We start from the raw sequence: 20,315 nt of genomic DNA, 5'->3' as shown, positions 1-20,315 counted from the left end.
TGTCAGAAGTCAGAAGTATGATTTTTGATAAGGGTATCATCCAACTTCCGACCTCTGACTTCCAACTTCTTTCTCAGGCATTATGCATCCACTCCCTGAACTGTGGCGCCATTTCCTGGCTGACGATTACACAATGATTTAAATCGGGTAGGGTAAGGTCCACGATCAATTTTACTTTTTCATAGGCCTTGAATCCCCGGATAAAATTGATATTGATAATATACTGGCGGTTGGCGCGGAAGAAAACATTTTCATCCAGCTCGTTTTCCATTTCGCCAAGATTTTTGTCCGCGATGTATTTTTTCCCCCATCGGTCGACTACATATACAATTTTATTTTCTGTATAGAACAAAACGACATCATCAAGGCGTAACGAAATATTTTCCATTCCTTTTTTAACCAGTATTCTTTTCTTTTTGTGTTCGCCAACATATTGCAACAGGCTGTTGAGAGAATGATGATCGGTGAAGTGTTTTTCCAGCATCCTGTATTTTGTTAGCGCTTTTCTCAGGTCTTCTTTATCCACCGGCTTCAGCAGATAGTCTATTCCGTTATAGTCAAAAGCATTCATCATAAATTCATCATACCCGGTGATGAAGATTACGGGTGTGCGGATGTTGCCCTGGCTAAAGATTTCAAATGAAAGCCCGTCGCTGAGTTGCACATCGCTAAATATCAGGTCAACAACAGGTTTTTGCGAAAGGTATTCAATACTCTCACGGACACTTCCGAGACGGGCAGTTATTTTAATATCGTCGGCGAGCAATGATAAATTTGTAATAAGGTTTTCCAATGCCGGTCTTTCGTCCTCGATAATTACAGCGTTTAACATGGTAAATGGTTTTGGGCCTGCCCGCCGAAGCGATGCAAAGGCGGGTTATGTGATCAGTGGTAGTTTTACAATAAAGTTTTCGCGGGTTGTTGCTATGGTAATGTCTTTTTGAAATAACAGTTTGTAACGTGAACTAAGATTTTTTAAACCGATACCGGTAGAATTAACCGCATACAGTTTTGGCTTAATATTATTGCTCACCTGCAGGTAATAGTCGTTTACGGATACTTTTATCAGCAGCGGTTTTTCTTCGGAAAATTCATTATGCTTGATCGCATTTTCCACCAGGATCTGTATAGAACAAGGGGGAAGCATCACCCCGGTTTTCTTTTCATCTATGTCGGTTTGTAGTTGAAGTTTATTGTCATGCCTTATTTGGAGCAGGTAAAAATAACTTTCGATGAAGTCAAGCTCTTCCTTAAGTGATATCAGTTCTTTATTCTTGTTGATCAAAAAATATTTATAGACCTGGGCCAGCTTGTTGTTAAACAAATAAGCTTGCTGGGGTTCGTTCATGATCAGGTGATTCAATGTGTTGAGTGAATTAAAAATAAAGTGCGGGTCCATTTCATTTGTCAACGCCTGCAATTCGGCTTGCGAAAGTTCTTTGTCCAACTGATCCACAATCTTGGTGTCCAATTCTCTTTCCTTGCTTAAAAAAAGTATTTCATAAACGAGGGTAAAAATGATAACAGCGGCTACACAAAGTGCAATGAATTTGTAAATATTGGTCGGGTTAAACGGTTCACCGGATACTTTCAGCCATATCAATGTGGAGAGTCCGCCGGTACAGGCGCCATATACAGCCGAAACAAAACAAACGGCAGCAATCTTTGAAAATGGGTTGGCAATAGGCCTGTACAGGGGTCGTAGTTTGACGTGTATCCAGTTACAACCCATCCATATCAGGAAAGAGGTAAGTATGAAAAATAAGTTAGCGACAAATAATTCAAAAGGCGAGTAGCGGTTATAAGTGACGATGCCGGAGACAAGGGGAAGGAATATCCCCAGCAGTGGAATAAAAACAATCTTGAGAATCAAATCCTTGATCATAAAAGCAGCGGTTACGGTTTAGTGGTAAACCAGTTGTTTTCTCTGTTTTTCTCATGTGTCCTGTTAAAACGATTAATCAGCCATAAAACTATTATGACTGACTGTTAACTAAGTATAAAAATGGTTTCATGGACGATTTTCATTACAAGTGGTAAATAAACTCTACTAAAAATATAGACCTGTCATTTGTTTTCGATAAATCAGCTTGTAATCTTCCCGGTTCACTAAACAATTTTCAGCGTACAAAATATTATAACGTCTTCAGCCAGAAATTTTCATTGCCCGGTATAAAACGATTCCATACATGTTTATTATTGTTTAAGTTTTTTTTATTCATGCTTTAGTAACAAATAACTGCTTATTGGCAATAACTATCATGATTTGCCTTATTGAAAAATTATTCCAAAAACAACAATTGCGTATCAGAAAATTATCCCTGTGCCTGGTATTTCTATTGTCCGTATTGTCGTTGTTTGCGCAGCGAACTATTACAGGAAAGTAATCGATGAAAAAGGCAACCCGGTTGCCAATACCCGTGTCACAACAGATGGCTGCCAACACTCCGATTAAGTGAGGAATTATCCTGCTTTAGATTTTGTATTTCATTGATAGCGCTAATCAGCAGGGTTTTAAGGATGCTTTTTCATTGTTCAGATTTGTTTTTAGTATAAGGATATACTGCTTCAAATTCGATTATTCATGCTTTAGAAACATTCTGCCCGGACACTGAAACAACAATCCTGAAATTGTTGCCTTGTTGTTAAGTTTTTCTCAAACTAACATGCGTAATATCATTTGAGTAACAATCACGTCAAAATTATTTTTATGAAGAAATTGTTGTTTCTAACTGCAATTATTTTGCTGGGGTATTCTGCTGCCATAGCGCAAAGGAATATTACCGGCAAGGTTACAGACAAAAAAGATGGGGCCCCTTTAGCCGGGGTTTCAGTAATGGTCAAAGATGGAAATGCTGCCACTCAAACTGACGTGAGTGGAAATTTTACTTTGCAAAACGTACCTGCGAATGCAAAGATTGTTTTTTCATACGTTGGATATAAGCCTATTGAAAGCAAGTTATCTGCAAGTGGCAGTTTTGATGTTGCACTGGAAGAGGACGCCAGGCAACTAAATGAAGTAATTGTAACCGCAGCCGCCGTTAAAAGAGAAGCGAAAAGCCTTGGCTATGCAACAACCACTATTAACAATGCAGATCTTACAAAAGGAAAAGACAGAAGCGTACTGAATTCGCTTCAGGGTAAAGTAGCGGGTGTGCAAATTACCAGTTCTTCAGGCGGTGTGGGCAGTTCCACCCGTATTGTATTTCGAGGTGGTACTTCATTAACCGGCAATAACCAGGCGCTTATTGTAGTGGATGGTATTCCGATCGACAATTCCAATATCGAAGCAGGTGATCCCGGTGTTGCCGGGAATGTAAATGGACAAGGGTTAAATAACCAGGTAGATGCCGGTAACCGGGGCAATGATATCAACCCTGAAGATGTGGAATCTGTGACACTGCTGAAAGGACCCGCTGCGGCGGCTTTGTACGGAACACGAGCCGCCAACGGAGCGTTGATCATCACTACCAAAACAGGTAAAAGCTTAAAGGGGAAACGTTCAGAGATTATTGTCAGCAGCTCCTATAACCTGGAATCTATTTTGCGCTTGCCTGAGTACCAAAACGAGTTTGGACAAGGCGGTCAGAAGCTCCCTGATTCAAGAGAAAATTTTAGTTGGGGACCAAAGTTCGATGGTAAGGTTCGGCCCTGGGGGCAACAGATCGGAGATTCGCAGCGTGTAAAACCTTATGTGGCGCTGCCTGATAACGTAAAAGAATTTTTTGATCTGGGTAGTGTGTTCACAAATAATGTGTCATTCTCTCAAAACAATGACAGGAACAGTTATTACTTATCTCTCAACAACGTTGACCAACAAGGTGTGATGCCCGGAACGGAATACAAAAGGACATCCGTGAAACTTTCGGGTACCGCCGATGTTACCGATAAGATTTATACGTCGGCCACGATGAACTATATCCGGTCGAGAGGTGATCTGTCTATACAGGGACAGGGAAATTCTCCTTATGACCAGGTACTACAAACACCCAGGGATATATCCTTGCTGGAATTGAAAGATTACAAAAACAAGTATAATGACCTCAATGGTTATTACGGCGCCTACACCGTAAATCCCTGGTATTTGTTGGGTGAAGATTCTTATACTTCAGTTGTCGACAGAATCCTGGGCAACCTGCAGGTTGGCTACAAACCTTTATCGTGGCTGGATGTGAGTTTCCGCATCGGTACCGATGTATCAAACGATAAAAGAATACAAATTGAATCCAAACGTACGCCTGATCCAAATGGCCAGAACGCAGGCCGGAAATTCGATGGACACTATGCTGAGGCGCAGTTGAACATTCGTGAACTCACAACAGACCTGATTGCTACTGCAAAAAGAAACTTAACGGACGATCTTTCATTAAGTGTGCTGGTCGGTCACAATGTTCGCCAAAGAACAACGGGAATACAGTTTAGCGAGATCAACTCGTTAACCATTCCTTTCTATTACAATTTGGCTAACTCGGCTCAACCTCCTAAAACGTCCAACTCCAACACTAAGCGACGTCTTCATGGACTATACACTGACATCAATTTTGGCTATAAAAACTTTTTATTCCTCGGTTTAACCGGCAGGAATGACTGGTCATCAACCTTGCCGAAAAGCAAAAATAATTTCTTCTATCCCAGTGTAAACTCATCCTTTATAATAAGCGAGGCATTCAACATGCCAAAAGCAATTTCCTATGCTAAACTAAGAGCCAGTGCGGCGCAGGTAGGAAATGATGCTGCCCCTTACTTGCTGCAATCAGTCTTCCTTACCGGTAGCATTACAGATGGTCAGCAAAACTCGCAGGTTGATCTTCCGCTGAATGGGATTGCTGGTTTTACACAAAGCGGCAATATTGGAAATCCGAATCTGAAACCAGAGATCACGACTTCTTATGAATTGGGTTTAGAATTTGGATTGTTTAATAATCGTTTGAATTTTGAAGGAACCGTTTATTCCAACCGCAGTAAAGATCAAATTATAACGGTTCCAACGGCAGCCTCTACAGGGTTCACCACTATTACTTTGAATGCAGGGTTGATCACCAATAAAGGAATTGAATTGCTGTTAAGAGGCACACCGGTACGTGGCCGTGACTTCTCCTGGGAAGTGACTGGTACATTCACGAAGAATAAAAACAAGGTGGCAGAGCTTTTCCCGGGTACTACACAATTGGCTATTGGTGGTTTTGCCGGGGGTGCGTTAGTGGCTGAAGTAGGTCAGCCTTATGGTTCTTTCTTCGGCGCTGGTTTCCTCAGAAGCCCGGAAGGAGCTATCGTTGTTGACCCGGCTACTGGTTATCCAGTTACTGAACCACAGGCAAGAATTCACGGAAATGTTCAACCGGACTTTTTGGCTGGATTGAATAATAGTTTTTCTTATAAAGGATTTAGTCTTTCCTTCTTATTCGATGCCCGCAAAGGAGGTGTTTTTTATTCAAGAACCAAATCATTGCAGGAGTTCTTAGGTACAGATCCCAGAACAACGTATAATGATCGTGATCCTTTTGTTATACCAGGTAGTGTAGTACAAACATCGGATGGAAAATTTGTGCCCAACACTACTCCCGTACAGAATGCGGATATCTATTGGTATGCCTTCAGCTCACCTACTGCGATGGAGCAGTTAGTAGATGCCAGCTTTATCAAACTGCGTGAAGCGTCTTTGTCTTATCGTCTGCCAAGAGAGTGGTTCAGAAAAACAAAGATCAACGGCATAACGGTAGGTTTCTCGGGGCGGAACCTTTGGTTGTGGACCCCTGATGAAAATACCTATTCTGATCCTGAAGCGAGTTCATTCGGAACAGGTAACCTGCAGGGGTATGAATATGGTACTATCCCTTCCATCCGCAACTATGGAGTTAATGTCAGAGTGGTATTCTAAAAAACGAAAAAAAATTATTATGAAATGAGCCATAAATTTTCGAGGTAAATTATATCAAACTACCGATGAAAATTTTATGGCGAATTCCATGTGGCGAAAACAATAAAAATTAACACATGAAAGCAAAGAATATAGTAACACTATTTTTTGGAGCGGGGTTGTTAGTGACAAGCTCCTGTAAAAAGAATTTTCTCGAGGTTAATGTTGATCCCAATAATCCAACAACTGCATCTGTAGATCTTGTGTTGCCAACAGCCCTGGTTTATGCAGCTTATGATCTCGGCAATCCTTACCAGATACTGGGCGGGTTCTGGGCACAATACTGGACACAAGGCCCAACCGGCAACCAGTTTTCCAATTACGACCAATATTCAATAAACAGTGGTGACTTTGACCGTCAATGGATCGATGTATACGCAGGTCCGTTGAATGATCTTAAATACATTGTAGAGGAGGGTCAGAAAACAGGTAATAACAATTACGCTGCGATTGCAAAGATCATGCAGGCTTATTTGTTCCAGTATGTAACCGATATGCAGGGCGATGTTCCTTTTGCTGAAGCATTGCAGGGAGCGGGCAATCTGAATCCAAAGTTTAATTCACAACAGGAAATTTATGATGGCCTGATCACATTAGCAGATGAAGGTTTGGCCTTGCTGGATGAGAACAGCAATGTTCACCCGGGAGCAGATGATCTTTTTTACCATGGCGATATGCATTTGTGGAGGAAATTTGCCAATACTCTTAAATTGAAGATATACCTGCGACAGGCTTACGTAAGACCTGCAGTAGCTGAAGCGGGTGTGAAGGCGTTATATGCAGCCGGTGCGGAATTCCTGGATTTTGAAGAAACTGCGCAGGTGAATTTCACTACTGCAACATTTAATCAGCATCCGTTGTTTGCACATATCAATTCAGTAGGTGAGTTCAACATACTGGCCAGCCAAACAGCCCTGGGTTATATGTTGGGATTGGATGACCCCCGTGTCGATAAGTTTTATCGCACAGCCACACTGGGTGCAGGCGCCGGAACGCATGTGGGCATTCCACAGGGAAAAGGAAGAATTCTTCCCAACCCGGCCACATTGGATGACAGGCAATTTTCCAAACCGGGCCCTGCAGTAGGCGGCGCCCCGGCTTCAGGCGTTGGTGGTGAAGCCCCGGTTATTTTTATGAGCGAAGCAGAAAGTTATTTTCTTCAGGCAGAAGCGGCCGTTAGGGGGTGGGGAACAGGAGATGCCGGGCAATTGTATTCTGATGCTATTGAATTATCATTTCTTTATTGGGGTTTTACTTCAGCACAGTTCAATACTTACAAAGCTCAACCAGGTGTAACCTTCCCGGCAGCAGGAACAACCGAGCAGAAATTAAAAGCAATCATTACCCAAAAATGGGTAAGCATGTGCGGAACGCAAAACATAGAAGCATGGACCGAATGGAGAAGAACCGGGTATCCGGATATCTTTACTGTTTCGGAAACCACCATTATTGGAAATAAATTTCCAACCCGCTTGTTGTATCCTGATTCTGAAGTGACAGCTAATCCAAATACACCTGCTCAAAAAACAGTTACCGACAAAATGTGGTGGGATGTAAATACAACCGGGCAAAATTGATTAACTGAACTATTAAAATTTTTAAATGATGAAATTCAAAAATAGATTTTGGCTAACCGGGATCATGAGTTTGCTCATTATTACATCCTGTGAGAAGGAGACTGAACATGTTTCCAAAGAAGTAAAAGTGAGTTTCCCTACTATTGCGCTGAATGGTGACCCGGTAGTGAAGCTGGCAATAGGAGCTAGCTATACCGATGCAGGCGCAAAACTTACTGATGATATCTCCGGCGCCGTTTCAGATATACAACCCAGCAGCAACGACGTCAATACCGCGGAACCCGGTTTATACGTGGTAAATTACTCAGCGGCGAATGCTAACGGATTTGAAGCGAATGCAGCAAGGATAGTAGCGGTAACCAATGTAACAGGCACTCCGGATCGGTCGGGTGTTTATACTCGTACGGCAACGGGTGTTGACTGTATAGTTACTAAAATAACAGATGGACTTTACAAGGTTCAAAATCCGGGCGGGGCCGGCGTTGGTACTAATATCGTTGTATATTTTGTAGAGGTCGAGCCAAATGTTTTTGTTTGTCCACCTCAGCCAACGCCTGATGGACCTTTTGGCGTGATCGAAATTAATTTTACAGCTTCCGGCGCTACCTGGCGGGTGCAAAACGCAGGTTATGGAACAGGCGTGAGAACATTTGTAAAATAATTTTTTTCTTAAAGGCTTAAAACGTATCGGAGATTTATTCCGGATCACGATGACGTTCTAAGCCTTTTAAATTACAGCGATGAAAAGTCTATGGTAAAACTTTCATTTTATCAGATGAAATTCTATTTCTTTTGTATAACCCTTTTTTTGTCTCTGCTGGTTTTTTCGCAGAACTCTTCCAATATACCCAGACTTACGCCAATCAGGGGAGTAAATGTAAACCAGGGCGGGCTCGCGGGAACGGGGTTAAAATATAATGACGGTTCCTATATCAACGAAAAAAATGCGGATGTTAAAGGGCAACCCTTTTTATATGACGAATGGGAAAAAGGGAGTGTATTATTAAAAACGAAAGAGAAAATCGATAGTGTATTGATCAAATACAATCTTTATACTGATTTGCTGGTGGTAAAGGTTGACGAACAGGAATACCAGTTTAATATCGATGTTCAGGAGTTTTTAATTTACAACCAGGATCCTGGCGGAAATGTGTTATTTCGGTCAGGTTATACTCCTGTTCCCGGTATGACGGAAAAATCATTCTACCAGGTATTATATGATGGTAAAACAAAGCTGTTGCTGAAACGCAAAAAAATAATAACCGAAGAACTGACGTCTACACCGGGTGTAAAAGTCAAAGTGTATGAAGACCGGCCAGCCTATTATATTCTCACAGCCGGTGGTAAAATGGAAAAAATGAAAAAGAAGGGCGATTCTATTCTGAATATTTTAGGTGATAAAAGGAAGGAATTGACTAAAATGGCGGAGGCTAATAAATTAAAGCTGACTGTAGATGCCGACCTGGTAAAGCTGCTCGAATATTATGACCACATTAGCGGCTAGCCTCTGGTGATTAAATGCATTAAAAGAAAAGGTTATTTCGGAAATGGAATAACCTTTTCTTTTTTACCCGGGTGAAAAATGATCCGAAGTAATTTGTTTTTCAGCGATATAATTTCATGGTTGAGTAAATCAAACCCCAGGAGTCGAATACCAGAGTATTAATTTTACATTGATAAAATAAAAAACCGCCTCATGATGTGAGGCGGTCCGACATAAAGAGTTTTCTCATGTGAACGGTCCAAAAGACCAAGCAGGTGGTTGTCTAGCCGACCTGCTTTTTGTTTTATAAAAATAAGGGATTAAGTAATCTCCAAACCATTGTTCGTTACATTTTTTGAAAAAAATTTATTCAGATCAATTAAGCTTTCAAATTATAGCATAATAGTACTTTTTATTAGGTTATTATTTTTCGTTGTCATATAATGTATCGCCGGCGAAGGAAACTAGTCCTGAAACGCTATCATCATAGTTGAGAGATGGTATGTATTTGAAACAAGCGAAAATAGAAGTTTCAGAAGAGCTTTCTTGACAAAAAACTGTAGCCAACAATTGGGTTTCAATAATGCAGAAACGCAGCTCAATATTTTTGTTTGAATAATTAGCTCCGCACCCTTTTGATAGTTCTCCATTCTCAGAAAGCTAGTTGTCTAGACCCTGAGGGCACTCTCCCCAAAAAGTGTGCATAAATAAAATTGTGCAACCAAATGATTGCACTTACATTTGCAACCAGATGGTTGCTTATTAAATTTTCGTTAGTATGAAAAGAGATCCATTCCAGGGCATCGCAGATCCTACCCGCCGGGCCATTCTGGTACTTGTTGCGTTCCATGCCATGACACCCAATGCGTTGGCAGAGCATTTTGATTGCAGCCGGCAGGCGATATCCAAACATATTAAAGTGTTGACCGAATGTGACCTGGTAAAGCAGGAATATTCCGGCAGGGAAATTTATTATCATTTAAATGCCAAAAAAATGAAAGAGGTAGATAAATGGCTGGAACGTTTTCGCAGCCTGTGGGATACCCGTTTCAATCAGTTGGATGATGTATTAAAGAACCTTAAAAATAAAAAATCATGATCATCAACAAAGAAACTGTATTGACCAAAGATTTGGCCAACAAGAAACTTATTGTTGTCAGGGAATTTGATGCGCCGCTTGACCAGGTGTGGAGAGCCTGGACCGAAAGCGCATTGCTTGATCAGTGGTGGGCGCCGAAACCGTGGAAGGCGCAAACAAAAACAATGGATTTTAAGGAAGGTGGTTTTTGGTTGTACCAGATGGTCGGGCCGGATGGTACCGGTTCCTGGTGCCGGGCTGATTTCAAAAAAATTGATGCACCGGATAGTTTTTCAGCTGTCGACAATTTTTGTGATGAGAGCGGAAAAGTAGATACTAATTTCCCGGCGATGTACTGGACAAATGTGTTCAGCAAAACCGCTGATGGAACAACGGTAAAGGTGGAGATCAGCTTTGATACTGAAGCCGGTCTTGAAAAGATTCTTGAGCTTGGCTTTGAAGAAGGATTTACAGCAGCCCTGGGTAACCTTGATGAGTTGTTGGCGAAATAGTTATTGTATAAATGATAACCCTGCAGAGGGCGATTGATCGTTCCTGTGGGGTTATTTATTTTCTGAGCCTGACAATTGAAAAGGCGACGAATGGTGGATTGGTACAATAACTATTAATCCGATAACTTTCGGATGGCGAAGACTAGAAATTTGAGAATCAAATATGCATTTTTCTTGAATTGCTTGTTGGAGTGTTATAGATTTACGTGTTGGCTGCAAGCATATCGTGACACTTTCAAAAATTGTAGAGAGGCCAGATACATAAAATTTATGGGACACATTTCCATCGTTTATGGACACATTATTGGCGAGGCTTGGAGAAGTGAGGACTATCACAAACTGCAACGCCTGAACAAAAGAATAATTGAAACACTGCCAGGCAATGACGAGATATTTCCTTGGATAACAAGAAAAATGTTTTTAGTTCCAGACCCTGACAATGACAAGATGTATCGTGACCAAGTAATTGCGTTTGGGGCTTCTTATAAGTCAGTTGAACACGAATGGAGTGAATGGCTCGACAAATTTGAAGCAATACTAAAACAACTATATTGGTCAAGCGCAACAATTCATCTGGATACGGAACTTGTCGGGACACATAAATATGAATGGATATTTGACATTAATCAGCCCGACAACTGGATGTCTGATAATCCACAGCCGACAACTATGTGGGACTTCAAAGGAGGACCACGAAGGTTTTTTGACAGTTTCAACTAAATTATTGCGGTCTGCCCGGCAATTTCTTTTTGATATAAGAGCTCCAGGCGCCAAATCGCTTCATGGTATTTAACCAGTAATTGATATCGGAATCTACATCGGTAAAGGGCTTTCCATCATAGATCTCAGCGGTAATATCTACAAGGCTCCAGTCGGTTTCGTTAAAATGCCATTTGAAAGAATGCGATGCATTTTTGTTAAAGCCTCCGTCGCCAGAGACAAGGTTCCCAAAAACAATTTGTCTTTCACTCACAGGCAGGTCCAATTGGGCATCGGCCTGTAGAATTAATTGTTGATTTTTGGTGCGGACAACAAAACCAGTGTCCCGCCAGTTGGCATTGTCGCTATCAAAGCCAACCAGGTAATAGGTGTAGCTGTCGTCGTTGTTTTCTTTTTCCTTTTTGCAGGAGATAATTAGTAACACTGTCAGCAGGAGGGCCGCTAAGAAATACATTTTGTTCATAACAAGCGATTAAAAAAGGAATGACAACTGTTGCAGGAAATACGTTGCAGGGTTGTTTCAGCAAAAAAACACAGAGGGAAGATCCATTGTTGCAGGTGGTCAATCTTTTGCTCCCGGCTCAAAACATTTTTCCGAACAGGCTGAGATGTTTATTAAATGCAGGCCAGTGAAAAAATTTATTGTAATCACAGAGATCATTGATAGAGGATTATTCTTTATCTTTTTGGCTTCAATCCATTCGTTCAATGACTTTATTCATCGTTCTCCTTGCACTGGTTGCATTGGTAGTTCTTATCGCTGTTTTCAAAGTAAATCCCTTTCTTGCTTTTCTTGTAGTTTGTGTTATTGCAGGACTTTGCCTCGGCATCCCTCTCACCGGCATAACCAAATCCGTAGAAACTGGAATAGGAGCTATTCTTGCCGATACGCTTATCATCATCGTTATTGGAGCCATGCTTGGCAAACTGATAGCAGCAAGTGGAGCCGCCCGGCAAATCGCCACCACGATCATGAAAGCAATAGGATTGAAAAATATTCACTGGGCTTTGGCGCTGATTGGTCTTATCATTGGCATACCGCTGTTTTATAATACCGGTTTTGTTTTAATGATTCCCCTGATCTTTTCAATCGTCTATCAATATAAGCTTCCCGCTGTTGCCACCAGCATATCATTGCTTGCTGCATTGTCTGTAGCACATGGCTTTTTGCCGCCGCATCCTTCCCCGGCAACGCTTGTTGGACAATTCAAAGCTGACCTGGGAGAAACGATGCTATACGGAATCGTCATTGCGATTCCGGCAATCATTGTTGCTGGTCCACTATTTTCCAGAACACTTAAAAACATTCATTCAAAACCTCTTGAAACATTCAAGCCTCCAGATCTGAAAACGGAAGAGCTTCCCGGAGTTTTCAATAGTTTTTTCACTGCACTGCTTCCGGTAATTCTGTTTGCAGTCATGACCCTGCTTCCTATGATCGCCGGTTCGCAAGATGGTGATGTGATTTTTTTCTTTTCCCGTGCGCCTATTGTAATGCTGATTGCTTTGATTGTAGCCACATTTTCTTTAGGCATCGGGCGTGGCAAGAGTATGCAAGCTATAATGGATATATACAGCGATTCGGTTAAGGATATTGCGCTGATCCTTCTCATCATTGCCGGCGCCGGTATTTTCAAACAAGTACTCGTTGACAGCAAAGTGGCGAATGAAATTGCAGGATTGCTTAGCGGCAGTTCAATATCTCCATTGGTACTTGGCTGGCTCATTGCAGCGTTGATCCGCGTTGCTGTTGGATCTGCAACTGTTGCGGGTATTACGGCTGCCGGTATTGTAGAACAATTAGTAAAGGATACAAATACAAGTCCCAGCTTAATGGTGTTATCCATCGGTGCAGGCAGCCTGATGTTTTCCCATGTCAACGATGCAGGCTTCTGGCTTTTCAAAGAATATTTTAATCTAAGTATAAAAGATACCATCCGTTCATGGTCCGTCATGGAAACAATTGTCTCTGTTTTGGGGCTGCTTGGCGTATTGCTTCTTGACATTTTTATTTAGATTTCATCCTGTCATTCAATGCTGAGCAATAAGGAACAGAGTGGTGCTGTTTAAATATTTATGACTGTTAGTTTTTAACATTCAAAAAAAAGTTGCTGTTAAAAAACAAGCGGAATAGCTATCTTTATTTCAGACTCTGGTTAAAACCTGCTTATTCACTGTAATGAGAAATGAAGGCGATCTGTTATTGTGGCGTTCTTTTAAAACGGGCGACTGGGACGCTTATGGCCGTCTCTACGACTCTTATTTCAGTTTATTAAATAATTACGGTTACAGGTTTACTAGCGAAAGGGAATTGATAGAGGATGCAGTTCATGACCTGTTTGTAAGATTATGGACAAGCCGGGAACGTTTAAGCATACCTGCTTCGGTCAAAAATTACCTGTTTAAATCACTGCGCAATATCCTGTTGCGCAAAATGAAAAGCGAAGAAAAATACACTGATATAGACGGCCAGGAGTACCCGGTTTCATTTACAATAGTATACGATAACGAGGCGCTGAAACGCATTGAGCATATTGAGCTGCAGGCTAAGATCAAAACATTTATCCAGGCCCTGCCGCCCCGGCAACAGGAAATAATTTACCTGCGGTTTTATGAAGGGCTTTCTTATGAAGAGATCGCCGATGTGATGTCTATCAGTGTCAATTCATCCTATAAGCTTTTATACAAGGCGCTGGAACGGTTGCAAGCCACATTAGGCGCCCCCTCATCACTTTCGATTTTGCTTTGCCTGAAATTTTTTTCTGCATCGAAGGGATAATTTTTACCACTCCGGGTGTAATAGGTAGAAAATACCTGTTTAATGAGCCCTGTTAATTACGCTGAATTTCAATTAAAGGATTTTCTTGAAGATGATTTTTTTGTGCAATGGGTGATCAATCCCAATGTAAACACCGATTCATTCTGGCAATCGTTCATAGAAAATAACCCGCATAAAGGGGAGACCGTGGAGCAGGCGGCTGAAATGATAAAGATTTACCGCAGGCAGGCTTTTTTGGGAAACGGGCAAAACAAAGATTTGGTCTGGCAGCGTATCTCCGAATCGGTGAGCCACGTTGAAGAAAGGAAGGTGTTCCGGATGCCGGTTTTCATTCGGGTTGCAGCGGCCATTCTCATTGTTGCGGCGGCGGCGCTTTGGCTTGTTAATTATTATAAGGCTGACAAAACCGTTACCATCGCCACAGCCGCAGGCGAAATAAAAACTATAACACTGCCCGATCATTCAAAGGTTACATTAAACGGTAATACTACACTATCCTATAGCAGCAGCTGGGATAATGAAATGCTGCGGGAAGTTTGGATCAGCGGGGAAGGTTATTTTGATATAAAACACCTTAATAAAGACACCCTGCACATTAATCCTTCGGACAGGTTTATTGTTCACTGCGACGATGTGAATATAGAAGTACTCGGAACCACTTTCAATGTGAAGGCCCGCAGTGGCAAAACTAATGTGGCATTGCTTACGGGTAAGATCAGGATCGATTATGTGAACAAAACAAATAATTCGCTGGTCATGGCACCGGGCGACTATGTGGAATATGCCGGCAAAGAATTACTGGTCAATAAAAAACTAGCCAAACCGGCACAGGTTACTGCATGGACCAACGCGAATGAAATTTCATTTACCGATGCTACGCTACGGGAGATAACAGAGACATTGGAAAACAGGTTTGGCTACACGGTCAATGCGCAGGATACAGCCCTGTACAGTTTAAAAATAGAAGGGGATATAACCGTAAGCAATGTAGCCGATCTGTTGGATGTAGTGGCTACTACATTAGACGTAGCGATAGAACAAACCGCCAATAAGCATATAACGATTTCAAAATAGTATCGTATCAATAACTGCTAAAAATAAACTGCATTTATGAGTACCAGAACCAAATTGCTGATACCACTCTTTATTCTTTGCGGGATGAATATTTATTACAATTCTGCTGCACAGGAATTCGCCAGGTTAAATTATAAACGATCCGATTCCGACTCACCGCCTGATCAGCATCCTAATTCAATTTCATTGAAAGATGCTGTTAACGAAGTAAAAAAAATCTATAAAATAAAAATTGCTTACCGTGAAGGTTTGCTGGATGGTAAAATCGTTCCTGTTTCTCTTATCAATGAAATAAAATCCTATGATGTTGAGCCTGGTTTAAAACTATTGTTAACCAATTATCAGCTTAATTATAAAAAAACAGGCAACAACCAGTTCTCCCTGTTTGAAATTGTTAGTTCGGGCAATAGCAACGGTGTGTCTGCTACGTATGTAATACCCGTTACGGGTAAAGTGACTTCCTCAAAAGACGGGGTTACCTTACCCATGGCTACTATTTCTATAAAAGGGAATCCCGCCATTGCTACTACATCAGATGAAAACGGAAATTTTAAACTCAGTCTCCCGGATGAGTATAAAGATAAAACGATCGTACTTGTTATATCTTCCGTAGGCTATGCAGCCAAGGAGGTCACTGTTACGGAACAAATGCAGGGACTGCTGATACAGTTAGATGAAGCAAACAGGAACCTGGATGAAGTGGTGGTTACGGCTCTGGGAATCAGGAGAACAAGTAAATCACTTACCTATTCTGTGACAGAAGTAAAAGGTGAAGAATTTACCCAGGCAAGAGAAAATAATATTGCCAATGCGCTGACAGGTAAAATAGCCGGTGTAAATGCTACAGGGTTATCAACGGGGCCGGGTGGTTCAAGCCGCGTGATCATCAGGGGCAATGGTTCGCTTACCGGCAACAGCCAACCGCTGTATGTGATCAATGGTATGCCTATTGATAACAGTGTACCGGGTGGTAGTTCGTTGCCTAATGGATTTGGACTTACAGGCGGAACTGACCGTGGCGATGGTATTGCTGCTATCAATCCTGATGATATTGAATCTATCACTGTGTTGAAAGGAGGTACTGCGGCAGCGCTGTACGGATCAAGAGGGGCCAATGGTGTGATCTTAATTACTACCAAAAAAGGTAAAGCACAAAAAGGAATCGGCGTTGAATACAACTCTACTTTGACGATGGAGAACGTTTCTGTGTTTCCCGACTTTCAATATGAATATGGACAGGGTGATGGGGGAGTAAAACCAACAACACTGCAAGAAGCACAGGCAACAGGACGTCGCTCTTTCGGAGCAAAGATTGATGGTTCCACGGATTACATGGCGGCAGATGGGAAGACACATCCTTATACAGCTCAAAAAGACAATCTTAAACATTTTTATCAAACAGGTACTACGTTTACCAATACGGTTGCCTTTTCAGGAGGGAATGAAACATTGCTTTATCGCTTATCCTTATCCGATTTGAATGCAAAAAGTATTTTACCTACTAATAAATACAATCGCAAGACAGCTAACCTGAATTTAGGCGCTAAACTCAGCAGCCGCTTGAGAATTGAGTCGGTAATACAATATAATTTGGAAACAGGCCAGAACCGTCCTATTGCCGGTGATGCGTTGGGCAATCCTAACTGGACGCCTTATGAAGTGGCCAATACAGTAGATGTCCGCTGGTTAAGTCCCGGCTATGATGCCAATGGAGATGAGATTGTATGGAATGATGCCGGTATTGTTACCAACAGTTATTTTATCATAAACAAATTCAAACAAAAAGATACTAAGAACAGGTTTATTGGCCAGGCATCTGTTGCATATGACGTGTTGAAGAATTTAACAGTGAAAGGAACGGTGACAAGAGATTTTTACAATTATAATTTCACCAGTGTCTTACCTACCGGTACCCAATATGTTCCTAAGGGTGAATATGCAGGAATCAAGTCAGATGTATCGGAAACCAACAGTATGCTGACAGCCACTTATAAAGGAAAGGTGAATGAGAAAATAGGATTCTCTGTTCTTGCAGGCGCCAACAGCCGCAGGTTTAAAACAGACGAGCTGAATTCTTCCGGTCAATCATTCACTACTCCATATTTCTATAGCTTTTCTAATCTCTCGACTTCTACCGTTATACCGGTTAATAACCGCGTTTCAACCAATTCCGTATTCGGATCAGTTGATTTGGATTATAATAACATACTTTTTATAACTGCTACCGGCCGCCAGGATTGGTTTTCTACGCTCAGTCCTGAAAGCAATAGAATTTTCTATCCCAGCTTTGGAACCAGTTTTATTTTATCAGATGCAATTAAACTGCCTGATATCTTCAATCTTGTTAAATTAAGAGCTTCTTGGGCGCAGGTGGGCGGCGGCGGTCCCGATCCCTATGCCATCAATCTTACATACAGCAGCGTATCCAGTGCCAGCTCAGTGCCACTGCAAAATGTTACTTCGTCATCCATAACCAACGCTAAGCTGAAACCATTTACTTCCACGACAACAGAGATTGGTTTGAATGCACAAATGATGAATAACAGGTTAGGTATAGACCTGGCCGTTTATAATCGCAAATCAACAGATGATATAGTCAGCGTTCCTATTTCCAATACATCAGGATATACAAATGCTATTTTAAACTCCGGTGAATTGAGTAATAAAGGCATTGAAGTTTTGCTGAACGTAATACCGGTTAAAAATAAAAACTTCGGTTGGACTGCCAGTTACAATGTTGCATACAATAAAAGCGAAGTGATAAAGCTGGCGGATGGTATCAGTACGTTTACGTTGGGAAATTCAGCTAATGGGAATGCTTTTATCAACAACAGGGTAGGTCGTACTTATGGCGCTATTTACGGTTTTAGAAAGTTAAAAGATGCAGGCGGCAACATTATTTTCGATACCAATTCCAATCTCCCGCTGCAGACTGATAATAACCAGGAATTGGGCAAAGGTGTGCCTCCGTTAACGATGGGCTTTACCAATGAGTTTCGGTATAAAAACTTTTCATTGGATATTTTAGTAGACGGAAAATTTGGCAACAGCATCTTCTCCGTCATGGAAGTATATGGTACCCGTCTTGGTTTGATGAAGTCGACATTAGCAGGAAGAGAAAACGGCCTGCTTCTCGAAGGTGTAACAAAAACGGGGGATAAATATTCTTATACAGTTCCTGCAGCTAATCTTCGTGCCGCTTATTATAATAGCCAGAACAGGTACACTGAATTGTTTGTGCATGATGCCAGCTTTGTAAAATTGCGCCAGGTGATCTTGTCTTACAGGCTCCCGGTTTCCAAAATTGGGTTCGTAAAAAATGATGTACAATCTGCAAGTATTGCGTTGGTTGGGCGCAACCTGCTGACGCTTTATAAAAAGACAGACACCTTCGATCCGGAGCAAAGTTTAACCAACGGCGCCGCCCAGGGTATTGAATCTATTGGCTTGCCCCGTACCCGTTCTTATGGCGTAAATCTTCTGCTAAAATTTTAATCTTTAAAACCGACAATGATGAAACTGCTTAAACAAAAATATGCCTGGCTTTTACCGGCAGCGCTTTGCATGCTGCTGATACAATCCTGCGATAAAAATTTTAAAGAGACTAATACCAATCCTAATGCGGTTTCAACTCCGACACCGCAATATATTTTCAGTAAAGCATTGTATGATGGCGCAAGATTCAGCGGCAATACTGAAACGCTGCTTTTAGGCACCATGCAATACACTACAAGCTACAACGATGTGGAAGGTTTTGGTTCTAAATATGTAGCTGCGCGGCTGGATTTGACTATGGGAATTTTTAACAATGCATTTCCAAACCAGATCAATGAAATAGGGGAAGTGATCAAAGCGGTGAAAGATGATCCGGTTAAAGTAAATCTATACGCTGTTGCCCGTATCTGGAAAGTATTTTGTTTTAGCCGTATTACAGATTTATATGGAGATATTCCTTATACGCAGGCAGGGCAAGGATATAACGAGGCTCTCTATCAGCCGGCGTATGATGCACAAAAAGATATTTATGCAGACATGCTGAAAGAACTGGATGAAGCGGCAAAAAGTTTGGATCCGGCCAACACAAGCACATTTGGTGCTGCTGACCTGATTTATAATGGCAATACCGCTCAATGGAAAAAATTTGCTTACTCTTTGATGTTGCGTCTTGGTATGCGGATGACTAAAGCAGATGCCGCCGCAGCGCAAACATGGGTAGCCAAAGCTATAGCAGGCGGCGTTATTACAGACTATGCGGATATCGCCAGATTGAGTTATGTAGGTTCAGGCCAGGATATCAACAAGAACCCGATAGCGTTAGTAATGATCAATGACAATTATATCAAGGCGGATGGAATAAGTAATAATGAAGGAGGAAAATATCAGCAGGTGTTTATCGACTCTCTCAAAGCAAATAATGATCCAAGGCTGAAAGTTATATCAGTGGTATATGTAAACGGAGTGGCGAATTCTGATGAAAGTATTCAAAAAGGGATGCCTTCGAATATCAATGGTACAAAGCCATCCAATTTTGTTTCATTTTCAGAGCCTAATCAAAATACTGTTTTGAAGCTGTCCGCCCCTTTATTATTATTTACTACTGCAGAAACTAATTTTTTACTGGCTGAAGCGGCATTAAGAAACTGGTACACCGCGGAAACTGCAGGCTCTTTATATGAAAAAGGTATAAGGGCAGCTATGAAGCAGTGGGATCTGATCAGCGGCACCACGGGTACAATAGACGCCGGCAGGATTGATTCTTATGTAGCTGCTCATGCTTTAAATACCAGCGGCACTGTTGACCAGCAAATGGAACAGATCTATAACCAGTTTTGGGTCGGTATTTTCCCTGACGCGCAGGAAGTGTATGCCAATTATCGCAGAACGGGTTATCCGGCACTTGTCCCTAACAACTATCCGGGTAATGCTACAGGTGGTAAAATTTTCAGAAGACTTTTATATCCGACATCCGAACAAACCTTGAACAGGGCATCATACAATGAAGCCGTTAGCAGACAGGGTGCCGATGACCTGATGACAAGAGTATGGTGGGATAAACAGTAGCCTGATGCTAAATAGCATCTCCGAAAACAAGCAAATTACTTTATGTCTTGCCCTTCTCCCGGCGGGGGAGGGCAAGACATTTTGAATGGCAAAGTTTATAACTTTTAAAAAGAT

16 protein-coding genes are annotated in these 20,315 nt (G+C 41.6%); 13 read left to right on the top strand and 3 right to left on the bottom strand.

The window, feature by feature from the left end; translation table 11 throughout:
* Window positions 1-73 precede the first annotated feature (73 nt).
* Together ACFEL9_RS11600 and ACFEL9_RS11595 are read right to left on the bottom strand one after the other, a co-directional pair.
* Complete coding sequence (locus tag ACFEL9_RS11600) at window positions 74-832, bottom strand: LytR/AlgR family response regulator transcription factor (RefSeq protein ID WP_385889884.1); 759 nt, start codon at window positions 830-832, stop codon at window positions 74-76.
* Between the two features lie 45 nt (window positions 833-877).
* Window positions 878-1,885, bottom strand: coding sequence for a sensor histidine kinase (locus tag ACFEL9_RS11595; RefSeq protein ID WP_385889881.1), 1,008 nt, complete (start codon window positions 1,883-1,885; stop codon window positions 878-880).
* Between the two features lie 438 nt (window positions 1,886-2,323).
* On the opposite strand from ACFEL9_RS11595, the gene ACFEL9_RS11590 reads away from it, so the two are divergent.
* The 8 genes from ACFEL9_RS11590 (at window position 2,324) to ACFEL9_RS11555 (ending at window position 11,287) form a co-directional block, all read left to right on the top strand.
* Window positions 2,324-2,455 (top strand): hypothetical protein, encoded by a 132-nt coding sequence (locus tag ACFEL9_RS11590; RefSeq protein ID WP_385889878.1) that lies wholly within the window; start codon window positions 2,324-2,326, stop codon window positions 2,453-2,455.
* 255 nt (window positions 2,456-2,710) lie between these two features.
* Window positions 2,711-5,878, top strand: a complete 3,168-nt coding sequence (locus ACFEL9_RS11585) for a SusC/RagA family TonB-linked outer membrane protein (protein WP_385889875.1) — start codon at window positions 2,711-2,713, stop codon at window positions 5,876-5,878.
* Between the two features lie 116 nt (window positions 5,879-5,994).
* Complete coding sequence (locus ACFEL9_RS11580) at window positions 5,995-7,494, top strand: SusD/RagB family nutrient-binding outer membrane lipoprotein (RefSeq protein ID WP_385889872.1); 1,500 nt, start codon at window positions 5,995-5,997, stop codon at window positions 7,492-7,494.
* 25 nt (window positions 7,495-7,519) lie between these two features.
* The gene (locus ACFEL9_RS11575) at window positions 7,520-8,155 is read left to right on the top strand and encodes an immunoglobulin-like domain-containing protein (RefSeq protein WP_385889871.1); all 636 of its coding nucleotides are present in this window, start codon (window positions 7,520-7,522) and stop codon (window positions 8,153-8,155) included.
* Window positions 8,156-8,269: 114 nt separating this feature from the next.
* Complete coding sequence (locus ACFEL9_RS11570) at window positions 8,270-8,998, top strand: hypothetical protein (RefSeq protein ID WP_385889868.1); 729 nt, start codon at window positions 8,270-8,272, stop codon at window positions 8,996-8,998.
* Window positions 8,999-9,755: 757 nt separating this feature from the next.
* On the top strand, window positions 9,756-10,076 hold the full coding sequence (locus ACFEL9_RS11565; RefSeq protein WP_385889866.1) for an ArsR/SmtB family transcription factor: 321 nt from the start codon (window positions 9,756-9,758) through the stop codon (window positions 10,074-10,076).
* Window positions 10,073-10,567: an SRPBCC family protein gene (locus tag ACFEL9_RS11560; protein ID WP_385889863.1), complete on the top strand. Its 495-nt coding sequence runs from the start codon at window positions 10,073-10,075 to the stop codon at window positions 10,565-10,567. Before ACFEL9_RS11565 ends, ACFEL9_RS11560 begins: the two co-directional genes overlap by 4 nt.
* Window positions 10,568-10,837: 270 nt before the next feature.
* Window positions 10,838-11,287, top strand: coding sequence for a hypothetical protein (locus ACFEL9_RS11555; RefSeq protein WP_385889860.1), 450 nt, complete (start codon window positions 10,838-10,840; stop codon window positions 11,285-11,287).
* A gap of 1 nt (window position 11,288) precedes the next feature.
* Here the strand turns inward: ACFEL9_RS11555 and ACFEL9_RS11550 are convergent, their stop codons facing one another.
* Window positions 11,289-11,750, bottom strand: a complete 462-nt coding sequence (locus tag ACFEL9_RS11550; RefSeq protein WP_385889857.1) for a BP74-related protein — start codon at window positions 11,748-11,750, stop codon at window positions 11,289-11,291.
* Window positions 11,751-11,995: 245 nt separating this feature from the next.
* Between ACFEL9_RS11550 and ACFEL9_RS11545 the strand changes: the two genes are divergently transcribed.
* The 5 genes from ACFEL9_RS11545 (at window position 11,996) to ACFEL9_RS11525 (ending at window position 20,201) form a co-directional block, all read left to right on the top strand.
* Window positions 11,996-13,303, top strand: coding sequence for a gluconate:H+ symporter (locus ACFEL9_RS11545; RefSeq protein ID WP_385889855.1), 1,308 nt, complete (start codon window positions 11,996-11,998; stop codon window positions 13,301-13,303).
* A gap of 163 nt (window positions 13,304-13,466) precedes the next feature.
* Window positions 13,467-14,066: an RNA polymerase sigma factor gene (locus tag ACFEL9_RS11540; protein WP_385889853.1), complete on the top strand. Its 600-nt coding sequence runs from the start codon at window positions 13,467-13,469 to the stop codon at window positions 14,064-14,066.
* A gap of 42 nt (window positions 14,067-14,108) precedes the next feature.
* Entirely contained in the window at window positions 14,109-15,140 is a 1,032-nt protein-coding gene (locus ACFEL9_RS11535) for a FecR family protein (protein WP_385889851.1), read from the top strand.
* Window positions 15,141-15,176: 36 nt separating this feature from the next.
* Window positions 15,177-18,635, top strand: a complete 3,459-nt coding sequence (locus tag ACFEL9_RS11530; RefSeq protein WP_385889848.1) for a SusC/RagA family TonB-linked outer membrane protein — start codon at window positions 15,177-15,179, stop codon at window positions 18,633-18,635.
* A gap of 18 nt (window positions 18,636-18,653) precedes the next feature.
* On the top strand, window positions 18,654-20,201 hold the full coding sequence (locus ACFEL9_RS11525) for a SusD/RagB family nutrient-binding outer membrane lipoprotein (RefSeq protein WP_385889846.1): 1,548 nt from the start codon (window positions 18,654-18,656) through the stop codon (window positions 20,199-20,201).
* Window positions 20,202-20,315: the final 114 nt, after the last annotated feature.

The organism is Terrimonas alba, from assembly GCF_042434975.1.
GTDB lineage: Bacteria > Bacteroidota > Bacteroidia > Chitinophagales > Chitinophagaceae > Terrimonas_B > Terrimonas_B alba.
The sequence above is the reverse complement of the archived record's forward strand: the minus strand, read 5'-3'. Positions and strand labels throughout refer to the sequence as shown.